Below are 25,027 nucleotides of genomic sequence, written 5' to 3' on the forward strand. Positions count from 1 at the left end.
AAAAATGAAAGGTGTTGCAATAACGGGAATGGGAATTATCTCTGCAATCGGGAATTCGGTTGAGGAGAATTATCTTTCGTTGATCGAAAATAAAATTGGCATTTCACGTATTCAAAATATCCCAACGGTTCACGCCGATGTGATCAAAGTGGGTGAAATCAAAAAAACCAATGAAGAACTCGTTGCCGAATTACAGCTTTCTGAAAATAATAATTTTTCGAGAACCGCTATGATTGGCACTCTGGCAGCCAAACAAGCTGTTGAAAATGCTGGCATTACCGCTATCAATGAATTTAGAACCGGATTGATTTCGGCTACCAGCGTAGGCGGAATGGACATGACGGAGAAGCATTACTACGATTATTTCGAAAAACCAGAACTAGTTAAATACATTACCTGTAATGACGGTGGTGATGTTGCTGAAAAAATTGCTGAGGAATTAGGTTTAAAAGGAATGGTAACAACCATAAGTACCGCTTGTTCATCTGCCGCTAATTCTATTATGTTGGGAGCAAGATTAATCAAAACGGGAAAATTAGATCGTGTCATTGTGGGCGGAGCCGATGCTTTGGCAAAATTTACGATCAACGGATTTAAAACGCTGATGATTTTATCTGATGATTACAACAAACCTTTTGATAATACCAGAAAAGGACTAAATCTTGGAGAAGCTGCTGCTTTTTTAGTTTTAGAATCAGATGAAATTGTAGCCAAACAAAATAAAAAGGTGCTGGCAAGAGTTTCTGGTTACGGAAATGCAAACGATGCTTTCCATCAGACTGCGTCTTCCGAAAATGGAGATGGAGCCTATCTGGCAATGAAAAAAGCGTTTAAAGTTTCGGGCTTAAAACCTTCTGAAATTGATTACATCAACGTACACGGAACAGCAACACCAAACAACGATTTGTCTGAAGGAAGAGCTTTGCTTCGAATTTATGAAGATGAAAAAGTTCCGGATTTCAGTTCTACAAAACCTTATACAGGACATACATTAGCAGCGGCAGCAGCGATTGAAGCCGTTTATAGTGTTTTGGCAATTCAGAATAATGTGGTGTATCCGAATTTGAATTTTGACGTTCCGATGGAAGAATTTGATTTGAAACCGCAGACTTCATTAAAAAATAAAACTATCGAACATGTTCTGTCTAATTCTTTCGGATTTGGTGGAAACTGTTCAACCCTTATATTTTCAAAAAGCTGATGACAAAAAAAACATACATAAATGGAGTAGGCTGTATTTCGACTCAAAAAACATTTGATACTGTTTTTTTGGAAGAGGCCAATGTAAATCACGATGAAAATGTACTGGCAATTGTTACGCCAGCTTACAAAGAATATATTTCGCCAGCTGCAAGCCGCAGAATGGCAAAAGGAGTGAAAAACGGAATCGTTGCTTCTGTTTTAGCAATGAAAGATGCTAATATTGAAAACGTTGATGCCATCATCACCGGAACAGGTTTGGGTTGTATCGAAGATTCTGAAAAATTCCTGAAAAGCATTTTAGATAATAACGAAGAATTCCTGACTCCTACTTCTTTTATTCAATCGACTCACAATACCGTGGGTGCACAAATTGCACTTTTACAGCAATGTAATGGCTATAATTTCACCTATGTAAACGGTGCTGTTTCTTTTGAATCTGCGCTTATTGATGCGAAAATGCAAATTGAAGAAGAGGAAGCTAATTCAATTTTAGTGGGCGGCGTTGATGAAAATGGCGATTATACCACTGCCCTTTTCAAACTAAACGGGCGCATTAAACAAGACAATCAGGCTCCTTATAATGTTTTGAATTCTAATACAAGCGGTGCAGTTTACGGAGAAGGTGCCAGTTTTTTTGTTTTAGAAAATAAAAGAAAAGACAATACATACGCTGAAATTTTAGATGTTACTATTGTAAATACTTTAGAAGAAAATGAAGTTGAATCTGCAATTGTATCATTTCTCAAATACAATAATTTAGAAATTTCAGATATTGACGCACTGATTTTAGGCTTTGACGGAAATGTGAATTTCGAAAATTATTATAAAAATATTTCTGAAAATGCTTTCGCAAAAACACCTCAGCTATATTACAAGCATTTGAGCGGCGAATATGATACGGCCTCGGCTTTTGCTTTTTGGATGGCGTCTAAAATTTTAAAAACACAGGAAATTCCGGAAATCATAAAAGTTAATGCTGTCGAAAAATCAAGCTATAAAACGATTTTATTATACAATCAATTAAACGGAAAAAACCATAGTTTTACGCTGCTGTCAAAATGATAACGCATAGAAACATCTCAATATTTTTTATCTTTTTATTGCTTGTATTGTTTCTTCTGAATCTTTATAGTGCAGTAAATTTGTGGTGGTTTTTTGTTATAATTTTGATCTGGATGGGAATAAATGCTTTTGGTTCTGCCCGAATTTCTTCAAATTATCACGTAAAAGCGTTTTGCAGTAATCCTTTAGAAACAGAAAAAAAAATAGCCCTTACTTTTGATGATGGTCCAAGCGTTTATACTTCGGAAGTTTTAGAACTTCTGAAAAAATACAATGCCAAAGCGACTTTTTTCTGCATTGGAAAAAATATAGAAACACATCCTGATATTCTTCAAAAAGTAATTGACGAAGGTCATTTAGTTGGAAATCATTCGTACAGCCATTCAAAATTTTTTGATTTTTATAATGCAAAAAAAATAGCAGACGAACTTCAAAAAACAGATGCACTTCTGGAAAAATTCACCTCTAAAAAAATAAAATTCTTTCGCCCGCCTTACGGAGTCACGACACCTTCGATTCGAAGAGCTTTAAAAGTTACCGGACATAAAACAATTGGCTGGAATATTCGTTCGCTTGACGGCGGAACAAAAAACCAGGAATTGATTTTGAATCGAATTATAAAACGGGTTTCTCCCGGCGGAATTGTACTTTTGCACGATACCGGCGAACACTCTGTTTTGGTATTGGAACAGTTTTTGCGATTTTTACAGCAAAATAATTATCAGGTCGTTTCGATTGAAGAACTTTTGAATCTAAAAGCTTATGAAATTGAACGTGGATAAAACGGATTTTTATAATCCTTTTAATCTGTGATCCCGGTAATTATCGGGAGTGTCCAAAAATTTAAAGCCCTCTTTTAAAAAATATGAAACCTAAAATAGCACTACTCATTCTATTCATTTCGGGAAATTTGTTCGCACAGGAACAAAAAATGACCGATTCCGAAATTGTGTCTTTTAAGCAAGACGTAAATATCGTAGCAAAAAAAATCAAATCTCTAAGCACTGATTTTGTGCAATACAAACATTTGGATTTTTTGTCTAAAGACATTGAAACTTCAGGAAAAATGTTTTTTAAAGAACCTGCGCTATTGTCCTGGCAATATAAAAAACCATACAATTACAGCATTATTTTCAAAAACGGGAAAATCCTGATTAACGACGAAGGAAAAAAAAGTGCCGTTGATATAGGAAACAGCAAAATCTTTGGCCGAATCAATAAACTGATTGTGGGAAGCGTAAGCGGAAATATGTTTGACGACAAAGAATTTATAATTTCGTATTTTAAATTAAAAGGGCAAAATCTGGCGAAGTTCATTCCGAAAGACGCTACTTTGAAAAAATATATCAAACAAATCGAACTGACTTTCGACAAAGAAGAAGCCACTGTGGTTCAGGTAAAATTATTGGAATCATCTGACGATTATACCCGAATTGTATTAAAAAATAAAGTGATCAATGCAAAAATCGACGATTCAGTTTTTACTAATTAATTGCTTTTTGGCAATTAATTTAATTTCTTGTGGCTCGGTCACCAAAAATTATACACCCAAAAAATTAGATAAAACAGCTATTGAAGTTCCTTATTTTTCTGATTCAAAAACCGATTATGTTTACAAAACCAATATTACGGTTTACGGTCACGAAATGTCCGGAATTTTCATCGCCAAAAAAATAAATGATACCACGCACCGTGTTGTTTTTACAACTGAATTTGGAAACAAATTAATGGATTTTGAAATTTCTGAAAACAATTTTAAAGTCAATTCAATAGTTTCTGAACTGGACCGAAAAATCCTGATCAATACCTTAGAAGAAGATTTTCGACTCCTTCTTAAAAACAAATATTTGATTCAGGAACAATTCGAAAACGAGGAAAATAACATTTATAAATCGGCAGATGGGAAACGTGACAATTACCTTTTCTTCTCCAAAAAAGATCAAAAATTAGACAAAGTAGTCCGTTCTTCTAAAACAAAAGATAAAATAACAATTACTTTTACTTTAGAAAACGATATTTTTGCTAAAAAAGTAGTCATTTTACATCAAAATATAAAATTGAAAATTGAACTAAATTATTTTAAATCAGAGGAAAAATCAAATTAACTTAAATCATATACACATGAAAAAAGTAACCTTAATTGCATTCGTTTTATTTATAGGACTGATAACATCACAAGCACAAGTAAAAGTAAGCCCAGGACTTCGAGGCGGTCTTAATCTTTCAACACTGTCTAATATCGAAGGTAATAGTTACAATTCTAATTTTTACATTGGTGGATTAGCAAGTATAAAATTCAATAAATATTTCACATTACAACCTGAACTAAGTTATTCCAAACAAGGAACCGACGCCGTTTATTTTGATTATGATAACAACGGAAATTATCAAACATTTGATACTACTTATGATTTAGATTATGTTTCATTGGATGTTGTGGCAAAATTTCATTTTGGAGGAGGAGGTTTTCATCTTCTGGGGGGACCATTTTTTGATTTAAAAACTAATGACAATTTTAACTACTCAAGTGATTTAGTTGATTTTGATATGGGAATCATTGCGGGCGTTGGTTATACTTTACCAAATGGCCTGACCTTTGAAGCGAGAATCAAACAAGGATTTGTAGATATTTATGGATATGACGGAGTTGATGATGACTATTATTATGACGAAATAATTTTAAATCAGGTCTTCCAGCTTGGTATCAGTTATACTTTTAAAATGTAATAATGTATAAAAAGAAATCAACGATTGCCGTATTCCTTTTTTTTGCAATCCTAAACATACAGGCTCAGGTAATTTTTAAACCAGGTTTAAGAGGAGGACTAAGTCTTTCGACCATTTCAGAAATGCATGCGAATTACAGATCCAATTTTTATATTGGCGGTTTTGGCGAAATAAACTTAACCAAAAAATATGCACTTCAGCCTGAAATAGGTTATATAAAACAAGGATCAAACAACGTTGCACGAAATTATTATGATCCAGTAACAGAAACCGATAAAGTTACATACGAGGATTTAAAATTGGATTATTTATCTTGTTCACTGATAAACAAATTTACCATGGGACAAGGTTTTCAGATTTTGTTTGGACCTTCTTTAGATTTTCGTTTAAAAGATAATCTAGTTCTAAGAAAAAATTATAATGACCTTGCTTTTAATTTAGGTCTAGGATATCGCATGCCTTCTGGGCTTGCTTTTGATATTCGTTTTAAAAAAGGCTTTCTGGATATTCTGGATAGTGATTATTACACCAACGATTCTAATAATGATTATTTCTTTGGTGATTACAATACAAATGTCAATTTTCAAATGGGAGTTTCCTATTCTTTTAACGTAAAATAAAATATGAATATTAAAAATTTAGTAATCATTGCATTAACTTTTTTTGCATTTACAACAATACAAGCTCAGGTAACTTTTAGACCAGGTATTCAAGCTGGAGTTAATCTTTCTAAATTAACTAATACTGATTTAGGCAACAAAACAGATTTTTATATTGGTGCTTTTGGAGCTTTAAAATTGGGAAAAGTTTATACTCTACAGCCTGAAATAACATATTCAAGACAAGGGGGAAAAGGGAATGCAAGTATGGGAACTACAAGTACTTATATTCCGGAAACAAACTCCTATATAACAACTTACGATAGCGGAACTGTAGATGCTTCTTTACAATATATTTCTGCGTTGACTATAAATAAATTCAATTTTAGTGACGATTTTTATTTCTTAGCCGGACCTTTTGCTGATATTTTGATTGCAGATGATATTAAAGTAAATCCTCAATCTAAGGAATATAATTTTAACAAAGGACAGGATATTGATTTTGGAATTATTGGTGGATTAGGATACAACTTAAAAAACGGTATCGCATTTGAAGCAAGAGTAAAAAAAGGAATTCTGAATTCTTTTACTAATTATTATGACGAAAACGGTGACAGCAATAACTTAGTGTTTCAATTTGGTGTCGCATATACATTTGGAAAAAAATAAAATATGGTTTTAAAAGACTTTTATAAAATACTTTCGGAAGAAAAAATATCCGATTCGAAACATATTATTACGATTCTGATCAATGACAAACATGAAGTTTTCAAAGGTCATTTTCCGGGAAACCCAATTATGCCTGGTGTTTGCATGATTCAGATTATTAAAGAACTGACGGAGAAAATCACGAAGGAGACTTTAATGATTCAGACGCTTTCAAATGTAAAATTTATGGCGCTCATAAATCCTGAAAGCACTCCGGAATTACGCCTGGAACTTGATATTGCAACAACTGAAGACGATTTGGTAAAAGTAAAAAACACGACTTACTTTAACGACACTACTGCTCTTAAATTGAGTAATGTGTACAAAAAAATATAATTATGAAACTATTACTGACATTACTTATATGGGTAAGTTTTGCCGGAACGCCAGACTTGGCTTCCATCCGCAAAATGTATGCTGACGTCACAAAATCTGAAAATAATGCTAAAGAATTTGTAACAAAACTTGCAGGCATTTCAAATAATGATGATAAAATTTTAGTGGCTTACAAAGCAGCTTCTATTCTACTGGAATCAAAATTTGAAAAAAAACTTGGCCAAAAAATGGAGCGTTTTAAAGAAGGCGCAAAATTACTTGAAGCCACAATAAAAAGTGATCCCAGTAATATCGAAATGCGAATGATCAGACTGAGCATTCAGGAAGATGTTCCGGGAATTACGGGCTACAAGAAAAATATTAAAGAAGATAAAAAATTCATCACAACGTATTATGCTGCACAGGGTGTGGCTTTGAAAGATTATCTGAAAGACTTTGTTTTGCAATCTAAAAGTTTCTCTGAAAAAGAAAAACAATTTGTAAAATAAAGCTCAAAAAACGCTACATGAAATCACAGCAGGAAATACTTAATCGAACTACGTTTTGCGTTATTGTGCCAACGTACAATAACCAAAAAACACTAAAAAAAGTACTGGATTCTGTTTTAAATTTTACTCAGGATGTTATTGTGGTTAATGATGGCTCGACAGATAAAACTTTCACCATTTTAAAGCAATATCCGCAGCTTACGCAAATTCATCATCCTAAAAATTTAGGAAAAGGACGAGCACTTAGAAACGGTTTTCGAAAAGCAATCGAAATGAAATTCGAATATGCTATCACGATCGATTCTGACGGACAGCATTTCGCTTCCGATATTCCAAATTTTATTACTGCCATTCAGGAAGAACCCAATTCACTGTTGATTGGAAGCCGGAATATGACACAGGAAAACGTGCCGAAAAAAAGCAGTTTTGGAAATAAATTTTCGAACTTCTGGTTTAAGTTTGAAACCGGAATTAAACTTGACGATACGCAATCCGGTTTCAGATTATATCCTTTGAGGTGGCTTCCTAAACGATTTTATACCAATAAATTTGAATTTGAAATTGAAGTTATTGTACGTGCTGCATGGAAAGGAATTACAGTAAAAAACATTCCGATTCAGGTTTTGTACGATCCTGCAGAACGTGTTTCTCATTTTCGCCCGTTTCGTGACTTTACCAGAATCAGTATTTTAAATACCGTTTTGGTAACAAATGCGCTCCTTTATATCAAACCAAGGGATTTTTTCAGAAGAGCAAAAAAAAAAGGGTTTAAAAAATTCTTTCTAGAGGATATTTTAGAAAGCAAGGATTCGAATTTTAAAAAATCTGCTGCAATTGCTTTAGGAATTTTTATTGGTCTTTCGCCTTTTTGGGGATTTCAGACTATTTTGCTTTTTACTTTCGCAGCCTTGTTCAGACTCAACAAAGTCATTGCTTTTTTAACCTCCAATGTTAGTTTTCCTCCTTTCATTCCTTTTATTATCTACGGTTCTCTAAAAATAGGAAGCATTTTTGTCCCGTCTGATGCGCCACTATTCTTGGACAGTTCGATGACGTTTGACGATATTCAGAAAAATGCCGCACAATATATCGTAGGAAGTCTTATTTTAGCATCCGTTTCGGCTTTATTAGCTGGCTTAATAAGTTATTTACTTTTAACCGCTTTTACTAAGAAACGTACAGAATAAAATTCTATGTCAATTCGCCATGAATTCACAAATTAATACAATTTATTCAAAATAAATTCGTGAATTTGTGGCTGAAAAATTTAAGCGATAATCATGCATCAATACTTCTACGCCATTCATTTGTTTGTAAACCGAAGAAAATCACTATCGGTTTTTTTGGCTGTGCTGATGCTTTTTATTTTCGGTTTTTTTGCTTCTCAAATCAAATTTGAAGAAGACATAACCAAATTGATTCCCACAAATGACAAAGCTGATGTTACGGCAAAAGTTTTAAAACAATTAAATTTTGCAGACAAAACTACTGTGATTTTCAAACTCGAAAAAAACGGTTCAGAAGAGGATTTGAAAGAAATGGCGACTGCCTTTTCAGATAGTGTTTCTAAATCATGTAAACCGTACATTACCGGAATCCAGGGAAAAATTGACGAAGAAAATATCCAGGAAACTATCGATTTTGTTTACAATAATCTGCCGCTTTTTTTAGATGATCAAGATTATGCTTCCATCCAAAAGAAATTGCAGAAAGACAGTATTGCAGCAACCGTTCAGGCAAATTACAAATCCATTATTTCGCCTTCGGGATTTATAACAAAAGATTTTATTTTGCAGGATCCGATTGGGATTTCGTTTATCGCTTTAAAAAAATTACAGCAGTTAAATATTGGTGATGATTTTACGCTCGACAATGGTTTTGTGATGACCAAAGACAAAAAGAAATTACTGCTTTTTATTACCTCAGATATTTCATCCAGCGAAACCGAAAAAAACACACTTTTTGCCGAAAAACTAAAATCGATTCAGAAAAATTTAAATCAGCAGTTTAAAGGAAAAACTTCCGTCAGTTATTTTGGATCAGCTCTAATTGCAGTTGCCAATGCTACTCAGATTAAAAGCGACATTGTCCTGACGACAACCATCGCCATGATTACACTGATGCTGATATTAATTTTATTTTACCAAAAAATAGTAATTCCGCTGATTATTTTTATTCCGACAATATTTGGCGGTTTGTTTGCCGTTGCCTTTTTGTATTTTGTAAAAGAACAGATTTCTGCGATCTCACTCGGAATCGGATCTATTTTATTAGGAATCACGATTGATTATTCGCTGCACATCCTTACGCATTACAAACACAACAGCGACATCAAAACATTGTATAAAGATATCACGATGCCAGTGATTATGAGCAGTTCGACTACGGCTGTTGCCTTTTTATGTCTGCTTTTTGTAAAATCAGATGCATTGAATGATCTCGGAATTTTCGCTGCCGTCATCGTTATGGCATCTGCGTTTTTCTCACTTCTGATTGTTCCTCATTTATACAAACCCAAAGAAAATAATTCTGAACATAAGAAAAATGTAATCGATAAGCTGGCTCATTTCTCCTTTCATAACAATAAATTTTTGATTGGATTTTGTGTCATAATTACGATTGTCTGCTTTTTTACTTATGACAATGTTGGTTTTAATAACGATTTGTCGCAATTAAATTTTGTTCCAAAGGAAATCAAAGCTGCCGAGAAACAACTGGAAGAAAGTACAAGCCTGACTTCAAAAACGATTTATTTGGCTTCGTACGGAAAAAGTATGGAAGAAGTCTTGCAGCACAACAGCCAGCTTTTTGCTGATTTAGCAAAAGAAAAACAGGAGAAGAAAATATTGAATTTCAGTTCTGTGGGCGGAATCATGCTTTCGCAGAAAGAACAGCTTCAAAAAATTCAAAAGTGGAATTCGTTTTGGAATGCCAGTAAAAAACAGTTTTTACAATCTCAATTAATTGCCGAAGGTTCCAAGATTGGATTCAAGCCAGCCACATACAATCTTTTTTTCGATCATTTAAATGTTGATTTCAAACCCATTTCTGCTTCAGCTTATTTAAAAATTCAGGCGCTTCAATTAAAAGAATTTGTAACCGAAAAAAATGGTTTTTATACGATTTCGACTTTGGTGAAAGTTTCTCCGGAACAGCGGGATAGTTTTGTAAAATCGGCTTCCGCCAAAGAAAACCTGATTGCAATTGACCGTCAGCAAATGAATGAAACCTTTTTCAGCACTTTGAAAACCGATTTCAATTCGCTTGTCAATTATTCCTTTATCGCCGTCATTTTAATTCTGTTTTTCTTTTTCCGGAGAATCGAATTGGTAATTGTCAGCTGTATTCCGATAGCTTTAACCGGAATTGTGACAGCAGGAATTATGGGGATTTTTGGCATTCAGATGAATATTTTCAGCATGATCGTCTGCACTTTGATTTTTGGTCACGGAGTTGATTTTAGTATTTTCATGACGAGCGCACTTCAAAAAGAATATACTACCGGAAAAAATGAAATCGCTATTTACAGAACATCCATTATTTTAGCTGTAATCACGACAATTTTAGGAATCGGAGCCATGATATTTGCCAAGCATCCGGCACTAACTTCGATTTCATCGGTTTCATTAATTGGGGTTTTTGCTGCACTGATTATTACATTCATCTTCTACCCGATTCTCTTTAAACTTTTTATATCAAACCGTTCAAAAAACGGAAATCCACCTTTCGCACTACGCAGTTTTTTAAATGGTATTATATCCTTCTTTTACTATGGACTTGGCGGAATTTTAATGTCCCTTTACTGTTTGTTTATTATGCCGATTCTTCCAATAAAGGAAAAATCAAAAATGACCGGATTCCGCTTTGTGATTTCAAAATTTATGAAATCCGTTTTGTATTCCAATCCGTTTGTGGTCAAAAAAGTGATTAATTCTTTTCATGAAAATTTCGAAAAACCAGCCATAATTATTGCCAATCATGCCTCATTTTTAGATACTCTGACAATCGGAATGCTGACTCCAAAAGTCATTTATTTAGTAAATGACTGGGTGTACAACTCCTTGTTTTTTGGCCCAATTGTTAAAAAAGCAGGTTTTTACCCCGTTTCAAAAGGGCTTGAAAACGGCGTTGAGCATTTGCGCCAAAAAGCAAAAGAAGGGTATTCGATCATCATTTTTCCTGAAGGAACACGTTCTGAAAGCAATCAGATTAAACGTTTTCACAAAGGTGCTTTTTATCTGGCCGAAGAACTGAATTTAGACATTCTTCCTATTTTAATTCATGGTGTTTCGGAAGTCTTGCCAAAAGGCGATTTTATAATTTATGACGGCAGTATTACCATTTCTATTTTAGAAAGAATAAGTCCTGAAAATGATTCTTTCGGAAAGAATTATGCAGAAAGAACCAAACAAATCAGCAGCTTCTTTAAAACGGAATTCAACAAAATCCGTCAGGAAATCGAAGGGCCGGATTATTTCAAAAAAATGCTGATTCACAGTTATGATTACAAAGAAATTGAAGTCGTAAAAAGTGTAAAAGAAAATCTGAAAACACAGCTCGAAACCTATTATCATCTAAACCGGTACATTTCGGCGAAAGCCAAAATAGTGCATTTAGCCAATGATTACGGGCAATTAGATGTTTTACTCACTTTACAGGAACCCCAACGAAAAATTCATTCGTTTATTTCTGATGAAGAAAAAAGAGAGGTTGCCAAAACCAATTACATCGCACAAAAAAGAAAAGTTGATTATGTATCCCAACTGGAATCATCAGTTGCAAATCAGTATGAACTTCTTTTAATTTCTGACGAAAGTTATAATGAAAATCCTGAAAAAATCGTCTCAAAATTTTCTTCTGTAATTTTGATATATTGCCTGCATTATAAAACAAAGCTTATAGCTTCTGGATTTAAGATTGTTTCAGAAGAAAACGGTATCTCGTTATTAAATAAAAATTAATGAAAGAGCAATACGACATAGTAATTGTAGGCAGCGGTTTAGGCGGATTGGTCTCGGCGATCATTCTGGCTAAAGAAGGCTACAGCGTTTGTGTGCTCGAAAAGAACAATCAGTACGGCGGAAATCTTCAGACTTTTGTTCGGGATAAAACGATTTTTGATACCGGCATTCATTACATCGGAGGTTTGGGTGAAGGCCAGAATCTGCATCAGTACTTTAAATATCTGGGCATTATCGATAAACTAAAACTGAAGCAATTAGACGAAAATGCTTTCGACATTATTACTTTTGAAGACGATAATATCGAGTATCCGCATGCACAGGGTTATGATAATTTTGTTCGTCAATTAGTTAAATCTTTCCCCGAAGAAAAAGAGAATATTGAGAAATATTGTCAAAGTTTAAAAGAAGTTTGCGGTTCTTTTCCGCTCTATAATTTAGAATGGGAAGGAAAATATGAAGATGAAATTTTAAGGCTCAACGCAAAAGAAACGATTGATTCCTTTACCCAAAATGAAAAACTAAAAGCCGTTCTGGCAGGTTCAAATTTTCTGTATGCCGGTCTTCCGGATAAGTCTCCGTTTTATGTTCATGCCCTGATTGTAAATTCGTATATTGAAAGTTCATGGCGCTGTATCAACGGCGGAAGCCAGATTACCAAACAGCTTTTGAAACAGCTTAAAAAATACGGCGGCGAATTTTATAAATACAAAGAAGTTACCCATTTTGATGTCGAAAATCACAAAGTGAATTCGGTTAAAATAAAAGACGGGACAAAGGTTTCCGGAAAACTCTTTATATCGAATATTGAACCCAAAACAACTTTGAAAATGGCAGGAGAAGAGAACTTCAGAAAGCCATTTTTCAACCGGATTCAAAACCTTGAAGGCGTTCTTTCAGCTTTTAGTCTGTATGTGGTTTTTAAGCCCGAGACCTTCAAATACATCAACCACAATTATTATCATTTTAAAAATAGCGATCAAGTGTGGACAGCGCATGAATACGATGAAAATTCATGGCCAAAAATGTATATGGCTTCTATGAATGCTTCCAGACATGACGAAATCTGGGCTGATGGAATGACGTTTATCACGTATATGAAATTTGATGATGTACTGCCCTGGGCAAATACTTTTAATACAACTGTCGAAAAAAATAAACGTGGTGAAAGCTATGAAGAGTTCAAATCCAGAAAAGCAGCTAAATTTTTGGATGAAATCGAAATAAAATTTCCGGGAATCAGGGAATGTATTCAGTCTGTTTATACCTCAAGTCCGCTCTCTTACCGCGATTATATTGGCGGTGATAAAGGTAATATGTACGGCTATGTCAAAGATTCCGACAATCCGATGAAAACGTTGATTCCGTCAAAAACCAAATTAGACAATTTGTATCTCACGGGTCAGAGCATCAGCATGCACGGGGTTTTGGGCGTAACAATTGGAGCCGTTGTAACCTGCTCTGAAATTGTTGGTAAAGAATATTTAATTACTAAAATCAATCAGGCTTAATTGTGATGAAAAACGGTATTTTATATCTTTTACTCATTGGTTTTTTAGGAACTCTGGTTTCCTGTGGCACAGCAAAATCAAAAAAACATCTGCCTGATATTTCCGGTTATAACGCGACAAAACCAGTGGTTACAAAACGTTCTGACAGCTCTTTTATTTCGGGAAATAATTCATTTTCAAAAAACAAACAAGGACTTTGGGAATTATATGTGGAAGGTGATCCGTTGGAAATTGGACTTACAACCGGAGCATTGTCAGATTCGCTTTTGCATAAACAACAACGTATTTTTTTCTCTAAAATAACAGATATTGTCCCTTCAAAATTTCAGCAGAAAATACTGCGTCATTTTTTGAGTTGGTTCAACAGAAAATTATATCTGAATGTTCCTGAAGAATACCAGACAGAGATTTACGGCGTTTCGCAATATACTTCCCCTGAATTTGACAACATTGCACCGCAATATCAGCGTGGTTTATACCTGCACGCCGCACACGATATTGGGCATGCTTTACAGGATTTGGCATTGGTTGGCTGTTCGTCTTTTGCTGCATGGAATGAAAAATCGGAAGACGGAAATTTGATTCTGGGACGCAATTTTGATTTTTATGTGAATGACGCTTTCGCAGAAAATAAAATCATTGCTTTTGTAAAACCGAAGGAGGGTCATAATTTTATGATGGTTACCTGGCCCGGAATGATAGGAACCGTTTCCGGAATGAACCAGCAAGGTCTGACTGTTACTATTAATGCTTCAAAATCTAAAATTCCACTGGTTGCCAAAACACCGATTTCGATTCTGACCCGTGAAATTTTACAGCACGCTCAAAATATTGACGAAGCGATTGCCATTGCCAAAAAAAGAAAGGTATTTGTTTCTGAATCTATTATGGTGGGAAGTGCCAATGATAACAAAGCCATTTTAATTGAAGTTTCTCCAAAAAAAATGGATGTTTACAACGTGCCAAATACCAATCAGTTAATCTGTTCGAATCATTTTCAGGGAGAAGCATTTAAGGATGATAAGCGAAATCAGGAACAAATTGTAAACAGTCATTCTGAATACCGATTCGAAAGAATGCAGGAACTTTTATCAGAAAATAAAAAGATCAATCCGCAGATTGCTTCTGAAATTCTCAGGGATAAAAACGGTTTAAATAATCTTCCTTTGGGTTACGGCAATGAAAAAGCTTTGAATCAGTTAATGGCGCATCACGGAGTTATTTTTAAACCAAAAGAAAAACTGGTTTGGGTCTCGGCAAATCCGTATCAATTGGGCGAATTTGTCTGTTACAATCTGGATACTGTTTTTAATAGCAAAAAAACGAATGCGGGAATTTCATTCCAACAGGAAAATCTAAACCTTACCAGAGATCCTTTCATTAAAACAGAAGCTTTTCAAAACTATAAAAAGTTTAAAATTGAAGATCATCAGATGGATTTATCTCTGAAAAATGAAGAAACAATTTCTACTGAATTCATTCAAAATTATCAATCATTAAACCCTGATTATTGGGTTGTGTATTACAAAGCTGGATTGTACTTTTACCAAAAAAAAGAATTTCAGCAGGCTCGGGTAAATTTTGAAAAAGCACTGACCAAAGAAATTACTACCGCTCCTGAAAAAGCAGAAATTGAAAAATATTTAAAAAAACTCAAAAGAAAATTACAATGATTCCGGCAATAGAAAAAAAATCTTTAGAGGAAATTAAAATTTTTCAGGAACAAAAATTAGCTGAACTTTTAGCTTATATCAGTGAGAATTCTCCGTTTTATAAAAGACTTTTCGCAGGTCAGAATATTGATGTTTCGAAAGTGAAAACGCTGGAAGATTTACCATTTTTACCTGTTACTACTAAAGAAGATTTACAACAATATAACGATGATTTTTTGTGTGTGCCGCAGCATAAAATTATCGATTACGCTTCAACTTCCGGGACTTTGGGCGATCCGGTAACTTTTGGGTTAACCGATTCTGACTTAGACAGACTAGCTTACAACGAAGCCATTTCTTTTGCCTGCGCAGGAATTAAAGAAGGCGATATCGTTCAGTTAATGACCACAATCGACAGAAAATTTATGGCCGGTCTGGCTTATTTTTTGGGTCTTCGAAAATTGAAAGTTGGCGTTATCCGTGTGGGAGCCGGAATTCCGGAAATGCAGTGGGATTCGATTTTAAAATACAATCCGAGTTATTTGATTACCGTTCCTTCTTTTCTTTTGAAATTAATCGAATACGCCGAAATCCACGGTATCGATTATCATAATTCGAGTATAAAAGGCGCTATCTGTATTGGAGAATCCTTAAGAGAACAGGATTTTTCAATGAATATTTTATCGAAAAAAATTACGGATAAATGGAATATTAAGTTGTTTTCGACTTATGCTTCTACCGAAATGAGTACTGCCTTTACGGAATGTGAACAAGGGAAAGGCGGTCATCATCATCCGGAACTAATTATTGTTGAAGTCTTAGACGAAAATAATATGCCGGTTAAAAACGGTGAAACGGGCGAGCTTACTTTTACGACTTTAGGAATTGAAGCCATGCCTTTGTTACGTTTTAAAACCGGAGACATTGTGCAGCTTCACGATGAACCTTGTGCATGCGGAAGAAACACTTTCCGTGTTGGACCGGTTGTAGGACGGAAGAAACAAATGATTAAATACAAAGGAACGACGCTTTATCCTCCAGCAATGAATGATGTTTTGAGCAGTTTTGACACTATCGAAAATCATTTAATTGAAATTTCAACCAACGATTTAGGTACGGATGAAATTCTGATAAAAATTGCTGCTAAAAACCAAACTCCGGAATTTCTTCAGGAAATTAAAGATCACTTCAGAGCCAAATTAAGAGTAACGCCAAAATTAGAATTTGTTCCAAAAGAAATTCTTAATCCTTTGGTTTTTAATCCAATGAGCCGAAAACCCATTCGTTTTTTTGATTATCGATAATATCATATTGATTTTTTTCACCATATAAGTAATATAAGTCCATATAAAACTTTGCGCAAAACTAAAATGAACTTATATTACTTATATGGTTTAACTTCAACCCTTTGAACCTCATTATTAATGTTTTGCTGTGAATTGAACTAAATGTTGTAATTTTGCAAAAAATAGTGAATATGGTCAAGATTGGCAACATAGAATTACCCGAATTTCCTTTATTACTCGCACCGATGGAAGACGTAAGCGATCCTCCGTTTCGCAGATTATGCAAAACGCACGGAGCTGACATGATGTATTCTGAATTTATTTCATCAGAAGGATTGATTCGTGATGCTATAAAAAGCCGAATGAAGCTGGATATTTTTGATTACGAACGCCCTGTCGGGATTCAGATTTTTGGCGGTGATGAAGAAGCAATGGAAATGTCGTCTAAAATTGTTTCAACCGTAAAACCGGATTTAGTGGATATCAATTTTGGATGTCCGGTAAAAAAAGTAGTTTGCAGAGGCGCCGGTGCCGGGGTTTTGAAAGATGTAGATTTAATGGTTCGTTTGACACAAGCCGTTATCAAAGGAACTAACTTGCCTGTTACAGTAAAAACACGTTTGGGCTGGGATGAAAATTCAATTAATATTGATGAAGTGGCAGAAAGACTTCAGGATATTGGTGTTCAGGCTTTGACCATTCATGCCAGAACCCGTGCCCAAATGTACAAAGGTCATTCTGACTGGTCTCATATTGCACGTGTAAAAAACAACCCAAGAATTACAATGCCTATTTTCGGAAACGGTGATATCGATAGTCCCGAAAAGGCATTACGATATAAAAACGAATATGGAATCGACGGAATCATGATTGGCCGTGCTGCGATTGGTTACCCGTGGATTTTTAACGAGATCAAACATTTCTTTAAAACCGGAGAACATTTGCCTGCTCCAACGGTTATTGATCGTGTTGAAGCAGCCAGAAATCATTTGCAATGGTCAATGGACTGGAAAGGCGAACGTTTGGGAATTGTAGAAATGCGTCGTCACTACACCAATTATTTCAAAGGAATTCACTCTTTTAAAGAATTCAAACAAAAACTAGTTACTACTGATGAACCTGAAAATTTATTCGCGATTATGAAAGAAATTGAACAGGTTTATGCGGGATATGAATTTGTTTAAAATAAAAAAAAAGACCTCCGTAACTGAATGTCTTTCATTTTTATTATACCTGAACCCGTTTCCACTTTCCTCTTTTATAGAAAAAGATTCCAGCTAAAGTAATCGCAGTTTCAGCAACCGGAATGGCAATAAAAACCCCCGTTGGTCCCATATTGAAATGCTTGGCCAAAACAAAGGCAAGCGGAATTTGAAACAACCAAAACCCGAAGAAATTGATTCCGGTTGGTGTCCAGGTATCTCCTGCCCCGTTGAACGTATTAATCAAAACCATTCCGATTCCGTAGAAAACAAATCCGGCACTCATAATTTGTAAAGCTTGAGTAGCGAATGTTCTAACCATTTCGTCGTTTGTAAAAAAAGAAACAATGTATTTGCCAAAACACAATGAAATAATCATAATAGTGGCCATAAAAATCACATTGTATTTCGCAGTCGTAAAAACTGATCTTTCGGCACGCTCAATTTGTTTGGCACCAAGATTTTGTCCCACCAAAGTTGCCGCAGTATTACTCAATCCCCAGGCAGGAAGGATAAAAAACATCATAATTCTAAGTGCTGTCTGATAGCCTGCTGAACCATGATCGCCTCCCGTCGTGGCTACTAATTGAGCTAAAAAAATCCAGCTGCAGGACGCAATTACAAATTGTAAAATTCCGGGAGCTGCAATTTTTACTAACGCTCTTATTTGTGTAAAATCCGGAACGAAGTATGAAATTTTGATTTTTAAAATTCCATTTCCTGAAAATAAATGATAGATTTGATACAAAACCCCAATACTTCTCCCACATGTTGTAGCTAATGCGGCACCAACCAAACCAAAAGCGGGAACCGGTCCTAAACCGTTAATTAAAATTGGACATAAAATAATGTTACAGATATTGGCAATCCAAAGACTTTTCATGGCAATTGCTGCATTTCCGGCGCCGCGAAAAATTCCGTTTATCAGGAACAAAAGCATGATGCATAAACTGGAACCAATCATGATTTGCGTAAATCGGTAACCGTGCTCTGCTGATTCTAATGAGGAACCCATTAAAATCAAAATATCTTTCGCATACATAATTCCGAAAATACTCAGTAAGCTATTAACTGCAAAAGCAATAATAATCGCCTGCATTCCGGCCTTTGCAGCTGCTATGGGATCTTTTTCTCCAATACGTCTTGCCACAACTGCTGTCGCCGCCATACTCATTCCGATGGCAAGCGAATAAATAACCGTCAATACCGATTCGGTTAAACCAACAGTCTGAATCGCAAAACTGCTGTTTTCCAAATGTCCGACAAAATATAAATCTACTAAAGCAAAAACGGATTCCATCATCATTTCCAAAACCATTGGTATAGCCAGCAGAATTACTGCTTTCTTGATGCTTCCGGATGTGTAATCAAAGGATTCGTCGCCTTTCAGGGCTTGTTTTAATGTGATAAAAATTTTAGAAAATAGATTTTTCTTTATAGTTGTTTCTGTCATGATATTTTAGGATAAATGATAAAATTGGTTCAGATGTAGTAATCTGAACTGAAAAGTAAAAAGCGTAAGTATCCTAAATTATTCTAAAAATAAAATATAGGATTAGGCAGAAACTATCATATACTGTAGATTTTTGAGGCGGTAAATATAAGTAATTTTTAGGAAGAAATATTTATTTGACTTTTCAATATCTCAATAAGTTCATCTTTTTCTTTAATCCGTAATTCATATTGTTGTATAAGTTTTTCATGAATTAAAATAGTATTATTTAGAGCAGTAACTCTCTCATCAAATAAGTCAGATATTGATGTTTCTAATAGTATCGAAAGTTTTATTATCTCATTAGTTATAAATGGTATTTCTCCCTTTTCTCTCCTAGTGTATTGAGACTGATTTAAATCCAATTCATGAGCAATATAATCCTGAGAAAGCTTTTTTATTTCCCTAATGAGCTTAACTTTTTGGTGTAACTGCATTTCTAAATTATTTAGCAATTATGTTTTAATCACATAATAAATGTTATTATCACATTTAAAGATCTGAAATTAATTCTTTTTTTTGAAAGAAAAAAATTACTCTTAACAATAAGATGGTAGCTATAAATAAAAATTTCTTTAAAACGACATTATTAGCTATAATTCTTATTATAAGTCTTGTCTTAAATCATAACTCTGATTTTTGGATTGGTCGTGAATATGTTTATTATCAGCTATTTCTTTTAATACTATTTTCAGGATCCTTGTTTACTTTCTCAAAAGAACCATTACAACTTGGCAAAACTGATTTTGCTGTAATTGTTATTCTTTTATATTCAGCAATTTCAAGAAGTTTACGCTTAGGGTCAATAAATGAAATTCATGTCATAAGTACGTTTTCACTCATTATTTATTACATATCATTAAAGAAAATTCGTTTAAAGTACGAGGAAATTAATACCTATTATGATTATGTTACTTTTATCGGAGTACTGCTTAGCATTTATTGTATACTTCAGTACAACGGTATTATCGAACGAACAAATTATTATTGGCAAGTAACTGGTAATTTTCCTAATCCGGGACCATTAGGTGGCTTCATCGCTATAATTTTATCACTGGCATGTTGTCAATTATCACAAAAAATCATTCTAAAAAAACCTTTAAGATTAATACTTTATTTACTTGCCGTTTTTTTAATGTTTTTTGTACTTATACTTAGTGCTTCCAGAGCTGCAATGTTAGCTGCAGTTGTCACAATTGTCAGTATAATAAGTTATTTTACTTTCAAAAAATGGGGATATTTTAAATACTTTTTGTTTTCTTCAATACCTCTTCTTTTATTCATTTTTTACAGTAAAGGAACTGATTCTGTTTATGGACGATTACTGATCTGGAAAATTTCCTTTCTTTCATTTCTAAAAAATCCATTAACAGGTGTTGGTTATAATTTTTTTAATGTTGAATATATTAATTCGCAGGCTGATTATTTTTCTAAAGGTGGTACTACAAAAGAAATTCTACTGGCCGGAGCAAGTTCACAGGCATTCAACGAATTTTTAAAATTCATTCTTGAAAACGGATTATTAGGAATTATTATAATTGTTATTGCAGGTATATGGATATTTAAATCTAAACAGTCACTACTCAGTAATCAAAAAGATGACTTTACCTTAGCATCATTTTCTGTTTATTTATCATTTGTTGTTTTTGCTTTCTTTTCTTTTCCTCTGCAATTTTTTCCCTTCAAATTAATTTTATTGAATCAAATTGCTTTAAGAAATTACAATCCTTCAAATCTTCAAATTAAGTTAAATGAAAACTTCAAAAAAGCAGCATTTTGTTTAATTGCCGCATTATTAATTCTCCTAACTAACTTTCAATACAAAGGATTTCATGCCTCGAAGAGTGCAAGCGAATTAGAATATACTAGTCCTGATTCCAGCAAAACTCTTTATGAATATGCAGAAAAACGATTAAATAATGATGGTAATTTTTTATTGCGTTATGGCAATTTTCTTGAAGATACAGATATAGATAGCGCCTTATGTTTATATGAAAAAGCAAAAAAAATAAATAATCTACCTATACTTTATAGTAAAACAGCAAATCTTTATGAAAAAAAGCAAAATTATAAAAGTGCAGAAAACAATCTTTTGAAATTACATTTTATACAGCCTCATTTGTTTAAACCGCAGGAAAAATTATTAGAATTCTACATAAGAAACAATGATCTAAAAAATGCCGGATTTTATGCTAATAAAATTTTAAAAACGCCTGTAAAAATTAAAAGCAAAAAAGTTTTTCTTATAAAGCTAAAAGCAAAAAAATATTTAATCCATTCTATTTACTAACATTAACCAACAAACTATGAAAAAACATTTTTTTTATACGATTGCATTACTTCTATTTTTAAACGTATCTTGTGTCAGCGAGAAAATTGAAACACCAGAAGCCAATGCTAGCTACATTGCTGAAAAAGTCTGGGTATATGATGGAGATAATACAGTTCTAAAAGGGGTAATACAAGAATTAAAAAATAGTAAAAAGAGAGAACAACTAGAAAGAAGGTTGTTAAAAAATGAGGTATTGTGGAAGAATGCTGAATTTTTAGTCATTGAAGATAAGAAAAGAATTTTGGTGCCTTTTTTAAGTATCGATAAAGAAAACATAATTGGTTTTTTTGCTTTATACAGAGACTCTAAAGGAAAAATACAATATGATATGACTGTTCGCAGCGATGTATTTAACAAAAATATAAAACTTCCATTTTGGGATTCTAATATTTGGGTTGGTTATTTTAAAGCGTATGACAGAACAATATTAGGGAAGAAAAACGGAAATCCCGGCGTTATGCGTAAAGCTGCTTCAAAGGAAAAATTAGATGCAATGACATCAAGACTTGTATGTTATTATACTTCTCCATATGAATCATGCGTAACTGTGGGTGGCGGAGGAGGAGACTGCGATGGAGGTACTGGCGAAGGCTGGTCAGATTGTGGCGGCGGCGGTGGAGGTTCATATACGGTTTGCACAACCTATTATAACTATGAGTGTTTTGATATTCCTGATGATCCAAATCCTAATCCAAATCCAGAAGATCCCGGTTCTGGAGGTGGGGATGGCTCTGGTGATGCTGCAGATACAATTGAAGAAACAATTAATGATACAATGCTTGATGATTGTCCAAAAAATATTTTAAATACAGTAAAAAATGCAACTGTTTGTGATATAGCCGAAGTCTTAAAAAAACTGGGCGATACTAATATAATATATAATACCACTTTTAAATCTCAGGCTACTCCAAACGGAACACCTGCACAAACTATTCGCGATTCAAAGTTTAATTATACTATTTACATTAGTACTGATTTTGAAGATAAAACTCAATTGTTTATTGCTGCAAATATGTTTCATGAACTAGTACATGCCTATTTTATGAGTCTTTTTGATGATTATTACAATACAAATCCTCCAAATTCAAACGCCTACAATGATTTTTCTTATTTATTTAATTACTATGTCACATTAAACAGACCTTCTTCTATAAATCCCGTTGATATTCATCATCAACAAATGGCTACAGATTATTCGGATGCAATTGCAAGAGCATTACAAGAGTATCAAACTGGAACACCAGTTTCCCAAGGGGCTACTCCTTCCCAGACTTATTCCGATTTGGCATGGGGGGGATTAATTGGAACTCCGGTTTTTGACTCTCTTTTTCCTGTTGGAAGCTCTGACAGACAAAGAATAATAAACCGGTATGCTGCTGAACAAACGGGTCACCCAATTGGTGAAGGAACTCCTCAAGCACAATATCAAATTTCAACACCTTGTAATTAATCCTATTATGAATAAAAAAATTTATCTCTTTTTAAGTGCTCTATTATTTTCCTGTTCTGCACAAAAAAATAATACTAAAATAGATCCAATCGAAATTCCAGTAGAATCCAGCCTGAATAAAGTCGAAAATGATATTGTAAATGATTTTTTAGCTGCTGAATTAAAAAAAGACCGGTATATAAACTATAAAGATTTTGAAATTACCATTATAGAAGAAGCGTTAAAAAAAATTAAAGCTGTCGAAAGTTATTCTTATTCCTATAATGAAAGAATAGCTATGAATAAAAACAATAAAGTCAGTAAAATGGAAAGCATCTATTTTCTGGACAGTTTACAAATAAAAAAAATGGAACTAGAATTAAAAGATGAACCCATTTATCATTGGAAAATTTCTGACTTCACAAAAACAAAGGTAAAATTACTTAAAACCGAAGAATTGAGAAAAATAATAAATTCCGGCTCCTATACTAATCCTCCTTATAGATTAATAATACAATTGTCCAGACCGTTAATCATCGATACTGATAAGGCTTTAATTAGTTTCGATATTGGAAATAGTCAATTTGGGTATGGTGGAATAAATCATTTTACAGCTTTAGTAAAAAAAGTAAATAACAAATGGGAACAGAACGGATATTATTTTGATGGTGTTTTCTATTAAAATTTATAAAATTCAAAATTATATTATTCGACATAGATTGTTTTTTATTAAAAACAGTCTATGTCACTTTATATTAGAATATGAAATTACATCATTTAATTCTGCTTCTTTATATAGTAAGAAGCTACGATCATTCTTTTGCTCAGATAAAGAATTCTTTAAATAAGGCTGGAAATAATGCGCAGGAAATTGAAACTGTTATTAAACATTACAAGAAGCAAAATGATGATGAAAAACTAAAAGCAGCCTATTTTTTAATTGCAAACATGGATAAAAAAGGCACCTACATCAATGATTTAGTAGATGATAAAGGAATTCCTGTAGGTTTTAATATTTCCAATTTTAAAAATGAAAATGAAGAAAAAAAATGGTTGGATTCGGTAACAAATGTCAAAGGAAAACTTCACGAGTATGAAAATTTCATACCTGATTTAAAACATATTAGTGCTCAATTCCTAATCAATAATATAGACAGGGCATTTGAAGTAAAACAAAAAAGTCCATTTTGTAAAGGGATAACCGATGCTGATTTTTATGAATACATTTTACTCTGCTGCGCAAAAAGGTGACTTAAATACAAACCAACATACAACTCAAGAAAACATTAATTTTGTTAACTCTTTAAGGAATAATTTTCCTGGCTTATATGATTATTATTATGACAGATATCATCCAACATGGAATCATGATTTAATGGCTCAGCATTATCGTTCTACTATTGCAGATATAGCCCAAGAATTTGATAATAGTACTTTTTCTAGACAAGTCTACGAAGATTTAGCTTGGGCTGGTTTGAGAACACTAGAAGGGAATGTAAACTCTGTCGCATGGGATAATTTGAGTACTGTTGAGCAACAAAGAATATTATCAAATTTAACAAACATATTTCACAATGGAACTTCAAATTGTAATTAAATGAGAAAAATACTTTTATTAATGATAATGGTTTCAAATTTTGTTTTTTCACAAAACAAAGACTATTATACACTCGAAAAAAAAGGGAATAAATATCCCAAAATAGTTAGATATGTATTTTTAAATAATGGCGATAAAATCATTCAAGATAGAAATATAATTTTTTTTAATATTAAAAATCAAAGATTTAAATACATTAAAAACTATCACAAAACAGATACTTGCTCATTTTCTTCATTAAAAAAAATCAAAATAATAACAATCGATCAATTAATTAAAGATGAATATAAGGAGCATTTAAAGAGAACCAAAGAAAATAACTTAAAAATTCCTGCTCCATTAAATCATTATAACTCTAAAGTTTTTATAATAGAAAAAGTATCCTCAGAAAAAATTATTAAATATGAAGTTGAGTGGATTTACTCTATTGATTAAAAATTAT

The 25,027-nt window shown here is 33.4% G+C and carries 24 protein-coding genes; 22 read left to right on the top strand and 2 right to left on the bottom strand.

Annotation, left to right across the window (positions count from 1 at the left end; genetic code table 11):
- Positions 1 to 4 precede the first annotated feature (4 nt).
- The 16 genes from ACNC7R_RS21470 to dusB all read left to right on the top strand — a co-directional run bounded on the left by ACNC7R_RS21470 (position 5) and on the right by dusB (position 17,717).
- On the top strand, positions 5 to 1,201 hold the full coding sequence (locus tag ACNC7R_RS21470; RefSeq protein WP_417943043.1) for a beta-ketoacyl-[acyl-carrier-protein] synthase family protein: 1,197 nt from the start codon (positions 5 to 7) through the stop codon (positions 1,199 to 1,201).
- Positions 1,201 to 2,265 (top strand): beta-ketoacyl synthase N-terminal-like domain-containing protein, encoded by a 1,065-nt coding sequence (locus tag ACNC7R_RS21475; RefSeq protein ID WP_417943044.1) that lies wholly within the window; start codon positions 1,201 to 1,203, stop codon positions 2,263 to 2,265. Before ACNC7R_RS21470 ends, ACNC7R_RS21475 begins: the two co-directional genes overlap by 1 nt.
- A gap of 113 nt (positions 2,266 to 2,378) precedes the next feature.
- Positions 2,379 to 3,047: a polysaccharide deacetylase family protein gene (locus ACNC7R_RS21480; protein WP_417943045.1), complete on the top strand. Its 669-nt coding sequence runs from the start codon at positions 2,379 to 2,381 to the stop codon at positions 3,045 to 3,047.
- A gap of 83 nt (positions 3,048 to 3,130) precedes the next feature.
- Complete coding sequence (locus ACNC7R_RS21485) at positions 3,131 to 3,757, top strand: outer membrane lipoprotein carrier protein LolA (RefSeq protein ID WP_417943046.1); 627 nt, start codon at positions 3,131 to 3,133, stop codon at positions 3,755 to 3,757.
- Between the two features lie 7 nt (positions 3,758 to 3,764).
- On the top strand, positions 3,765 to 4,370 hold the full coding sequence (locus ACNC7R_RS21490; protein WP_417943047.1) for a hypothetical protein: 606 nt from the start codon (positions 3,765 to 3,767) through the stop codon (positions 4,368 to 4,370).
- 16 nt (positions 4,371 to 4,386) lie between these two features.
- The gene (locus ACNC7R_RS21495; protein WP_417943048.1) at positions 4,387 to 4,992 is read left to right on the top strand and encodes a porin family protein; all 606 of its coding nucleotides are present in this window, start codon (positions 4,387 to 4,389) and stop codon (positions 4,990 to 4,992) included.
- A gap of 2 nt (positions 4,993 to 4,994) precedes the next feature.
- On the top strand, positions 4,995 to 5,612 hold the full coding sequence (locus tag ACNC7R_RS21500) for an outer membrane beta-barrel protein (protein ID WP_417943049.1): 618 nt from the start codon (positions 4,995 to 4,997) through the stop codon (positions 5,610 to 5,612).
- Positions 5,613 to 5,615: 3 nt separating this feature from the next.
- Positions 5,616 to 6,260, top strand: a complete 645-nt coding sequence (locus tag ACNC7R_RS21505; RefSeq protein ID WP_417943050.1) for an outer membrane beta-barrel protein — start codon at positions 5,616 to 5,618, stop codon at positions 6,258 to 6,260.
- A gap of 3 nt (positions 6,261 to 6,263) precedes the next feature.
- Positions 6,264 to 6,635, top strand: coding sequence for a 3-hydroxyacyl-ACP dehydratase (locus tag ACNC7R_RS21510; protein ID WP_417943051.1), 372 nt, complete (start codon positions 6,264 to 6,266; stop codon positions 6,633 to 6,635).
- 2 nt (positions 6,636 to 6,637) lie between these two features.
- Entirely contained in the window at positions 6,638 to 7,123 is a 486-nt protein-coding gene (locus ACNC7R_RS21515; RefSeq protein ID WP_417943052.1) for a hypothetical protein, read from the top strand.
- A gap of 17 nt (positions 7,124 to 7,140) precedes the next feature.
- Positions 7,141 to 8,310 carry a DUF2062 domain-containing protein gene (locus tag ACNC7R_RS21520; protein WP_417943053.1) on the top strand — a complete coding sequence of 390 codons (1,170 nt, stop codon included), beginning with the start codon at positions 7,141 to 7,143 and terminating at the stop codon, positions 8,308 to 8,310.
- Between the two features lie 93 nt (positions 8,311 to 8,403).
- On the top strand, positions 8,404 to 12,084 hold the full coding sequence (locus tag ACNC7R_RS21525) for a 1-acyl-sn-glycerol-3-phosphate acyltransferase (RefSeq protein WP_417943054.1): 3,681 nt from the start codon (positions 8,404 to 8,406) through the stop codon (positions 12,082 to 12,084).
- Entirely contained in the window at positions 12,084 to 13,595 is a 1,512-nt protein-coding gene (locus tag ACNC7R_RS21530; protein ID WP_417943055.1) for a phytoene desaturase family protein, read from the top strand. Before ACNC7R_RS21525 ends, ACNC7R_RS21530 begins: the two co-directional genes overlap by 1 nt.
- Positions 13,596 to 13,600: 5 nt before the next feature.
- Positions 13,601 to 15,268: a C45 family autoproteolytic acyltransferase/hydolase gene (locus ACNC7R_RS21535; RefSeq protein WP_417943056.1), complete on the top strand. Its 1,668-nt coding sequence runs from the start codon at positions 13,601 to 13,603 to the stop codon at positions 15,266 to 15,268.
- The gene (locus tag ACNC7R_RS21540) at positions 15,265 to 16,551 is read left to right on the top strand and encodes a phenylacetate--CoA ligase family protein (RefSeq protein WP_417943057.1); all 1,287 of its coding nucleotides are present in this window, start codon (positions 15,265 to 15,267) and stop codon (positions 16,549 to 16,551) included. Before ACNC7R_RS21535 ends, ACNC7R_RS21540 begins: the two co-directional genes overlap by 4 nt.
- Before the next feature lie 173 nt (positions 16,552 to 16,724).
- On the top strand, positions 16,725 to 17,717 hold the full coding sequence (gene dusB / locus ACNC7R_RS21545) for a tRNA dihydrouridine synthase DusB (protein WP_417943058.1): 993 nt from the start codon (positions 16,725 to 16,727) through the stop codon (positions 17,715 to 17,717).
- Positions 17,718 to 17,760: 43 nt separating this feature from the next.
- On the opposite strand, the gene ACNC7R_RS21550 is transcribed toward dusB, so the two are convergent.
- Both ACNC7R_RS21550 and ACNC7R_RS21555 read right to left on the bottom strand, forming a co-directional pair.
- Entirely contained in the window at positions 17,761 to 19,188 is a 1,428-nt protein-coding gene (locus tag ACNC7R_RS21550) for an MATE family efflux transporter (RefSeq protein ID WP_417943059.1), read from the bottom strand.
- A 158-nt stretch (positions 19,189 to 19,346) separates the two neighbouring features.
- Positions 19,347 to 19,664, bottom strand: a complete 318-nt coding sequence (locus tag ACNC7R_RS21555; protein ID WP_417943060.1) for a helix-turn-helix domain-containing protein — start codon at positions 19,662 to 19,664, stop codon at positions 19,347 to 19,349.
- A gap of 113 nt (positions 19,665 to 19,777) precedes the next feature.
- On the opposite strand from ACNC7R_RS21555, the gene ACNC7R_RS21560 reads away from it, so the two are divergent.
- The 6 genes from ACNC7R_RS21560 to ACNC7R_RS21585 all read left to right on the top strand — a co-directional run bounded on the left by ACNC7R_RS21560 (position 19,778) and on the right by ACNC7R_RS21585 (position 25,020).
- Complete coding sequence (locus ACNC7R_RS21560) at positions 19,778 to 21,517, top strand: O-antigen ligase family protein (protein WP_417943061.1); 1,740 nt, start codon at positions 19,778 to 19,780, stop codon at positions 21,515 to 21,517.
- Positions 21,518 to 21,533: 16 nt separating this feature from the next.
- Positions 21,534 to 23,009: a hypothetical protein gene (locus ACNC7R_RS21565; protein WP_417943062.1), complete on the top strand. Its 1,476-nt coding sequence runs from the start codon at positions 21,534 to 21,536 to the stop codon at positions 23,007 to 23,009.
- A 7-nt stretch (positions 23,010 to 23,016) separates the two neighbouring features.
- The gene (locus ACNC7R_RS21570) at positions 23,017 to 23,670 is read left to right on the top strand and encodes a hypothetical protein (protein WP_417943063.1); all 654 of its coding nucleotides are present in this window, start codon (positions 23,017 to 23,019) and stop codon (positions 23,668 to 23,670) included.
- A gap of 80 nt (positions 23,671 to 23,750) precedes the next feature.
- Positions 23,751 to 24,239, top strand: coding sequence for a hypothetical protein (locus ACNC7R_RS21575; RefSeq protein WP_417943064.1), 489 nt, complete (start codon positions 23,751 to 23,753; stop codon positions 24,237 to 24,239).
- Complete coding sequence (locus ACNC7R_RS21580) at positions 24,205 to 24,585, top strand: hypothetical protein (protein ID WP_417943065.1); 381 nt, start codon at positions 24,205 to 24,207, stop codon at positions 24,583 to 24,585. Before ACNC7R_RS21575 ends, ACNC7R_RS21580 begins: the two co-directional genes overlap by 35 nt.
- Positions 24,586 to 25,020 (top strand): hypothetical protein, encoded by a 435-nt coding sequence (locus ACNC7R_RS21585; RefSeq protein ID WP_180909552.1) that lies wholly within the window; start codon positions 24,586 to 24,588, stop codon positions 25,018 to 25,020.
- The last annotated feature ends 7 nt before the right edge of the window (positions 25,021 to 25,027 follow it).

The sequence above is a fragment of the Flavobacterium adiutor genome, from assembly GCF_048282555.1.
Taxonomy (GTDB): Bacteria; Bacteroidota; Bacteroidia; order Flavobacteriales; family Flavobacteriaceae; genus Flavobacterium.

What these genes read in the sequence shown, in the direction of transcription:
- ACNC7R_RS21525 (WP_417943054.1), top strand. Translation starts at nt 8,404, where the DNA reads ATGCATCAATACTTCTACGCCATTCATTTGTTTGTAAACCGAAGAAAA.
- ACNC7R_RS21530 (WP_417943055.1), top strand. Translation starts at nt 12,084, where the DNA reads ATGAAAGAGCAATACGACATAGTAATTGTAGGCAGCGGTTTAGGCGGA.
- ACNC7R_RS21475 (WP_417943044.1), top strand. Translation starts at nt 1,201, where the DNA reads ATGACAAAAAAAACATACATAAATGGAGTAGGCTGTATTTCGACTCAA.
- ACNC7R_RS21535 (WP_417943056.1), top strand. Translation starts at nt 13,601, where the DNA reads ATGAAAAACGGTATTTTATATCTTTTACTCATTGGTTTTTTAGGAACT.
- dusB (WP_417943058.1), top strand. Translation starts at nt 16,725, where the DNA reads ATGGTCAAGATTGGCAACATAGAATTACCCGAATTTCCTTTATTACTC.
- ACNC7R_RS21510 (WP_417943051.1), top strand. Translation starts at nt 6,264, where the DNA reads ATGGTTTTAAAAGACTTTTATAAAATACTTTCGGAAGAAAAAATATCC.
- ACNC7R_RS21480 (WP_417943045.1), top strand. Translation starts at nt 2,379, where the DNA reads ATGGGAATAAATGCTTTTGGTTCTGCCCGAATTTCTTCAAATTATCAC.
- ACNC7R_RS21540 (WP_417943057.1), top strand. Translation starts at nt 15,265, where the DNA reads ATGATTCCGGCAATAGAAAAAAAATCTTTAGAGGAAATTAAAATTTTT.
- ACNC7R_RS21555 (WP_417943060.1), bottom strand. Translation starts at nt 19,664, where the DNA reads ATGCAGTTACACCAAAAAGTTAAGCTCATTAGGGAAATAAAAAAGCTT.
- ACNC7R_RS21500 (WP_417943049.1), top strand. Translation starts at nt 4,995, where the DNA reads ATGTATAAAAAGAAATCAACGATTGCCGTATTCCTTTTTTTTGCAATC.
- ACNC7R_RS21495 (WP_417943048.1), top strand. Translation starts at nt 4,387, where the DNA reads ATGAAAAAAGTAACCTTAATTGCATTCGTTTTATTTATAGGACTGATA.
- ACNC7R_RS21585 (WP_180909552.1), top strand. Translation starts at nt 24,586, where the DNA reads ATGAGAAAAATACTTTTATTAATGATAATGGTTTCAAATTTTGTTTTT.
- ACNC7R_RS21550 (WP_417943059.1), bottom strand. Translation starts at nt 19,188, where the DNA reads ATGACAGAAACAACTATAAAGAAAAATCTATTTTCTAAAATTTTTATC.
- ACNC7R_RS21515 (WP_417943052.1), top strand. Translation starts at nt 6,638, where the DNA reads ATGAAACTATTACTGACATTACTTATATGGGTAAGTTTTGCCGGAACG.
- ACNC7R_RS21470 (WP_417943043.1), top strand. Translation starts at nt 5, where the DNA reads ATGAAAGGTGTTGCAATAACGGGAATGGGAATTATCTCTGCAATCGGG.
- ACNC7R_RS21570 (WP_417943063.1), top strand. Translation starts at nt 23,017, where the DNA reads ATGAATAAAAAAATTTATCTCTTTTTAAGTGCTCTATTATTTTCCTGT.
- ACNC7R_RS21560 (WP_417943061.1), top strand. Translation starts at nt 19,778, where the DNA reads ATGGTAGCTATAAATAAAAATTTCTTTAAAACGACATTATTAGCTATA.
- ACNC7R_RS21485 (WP_417943046.1), top strand. Translation starts at nt 3,131, where the DNA reads ATGAAACCTAAAATAGCACTACTCATTCTATTCATTTCGGGAAATTTG.
- ACNC7R_RS21505 (WP_417943050.1), top strand. Translation starts at nt 5,616, where the DNA reads ATGAATATTAAAAATTTAGTAATCATTGCATTAACTTTTTTTGCATTT.
- ACNC7R_RS21565 (WP_417943062.1), top strand. Translation starts at nt 21,534, where the DNA reads ATGAAAAAACATTTTTTTTATACGATTGCATTACTTCTATTTTTAAAC.
- ACNC7R_RS21520 (WP_417943053.1), top strand. Translation starts at nt 7,141, where the DNA reads ATGAAATCACAGCAGGAAATACTTAATCGAACTACGTTTTGCGTTATT.
- ACNC7R_RS21575 (WP_417943064.1), top strand. Translation starts at nt 23,751, where the DNA reads ATGAAATTACATCATTTAATTCTGCTTCTTTATATAGTAAGAAGCTAC.
- ACNC7R_RS21580 (WP_417943065.1), top strand. Translation starts at nt 24,205, where the DNA reads ATGAATACATTTTACTCTGCTGCGCAAAAAGGTGACTTAAATACAAAC.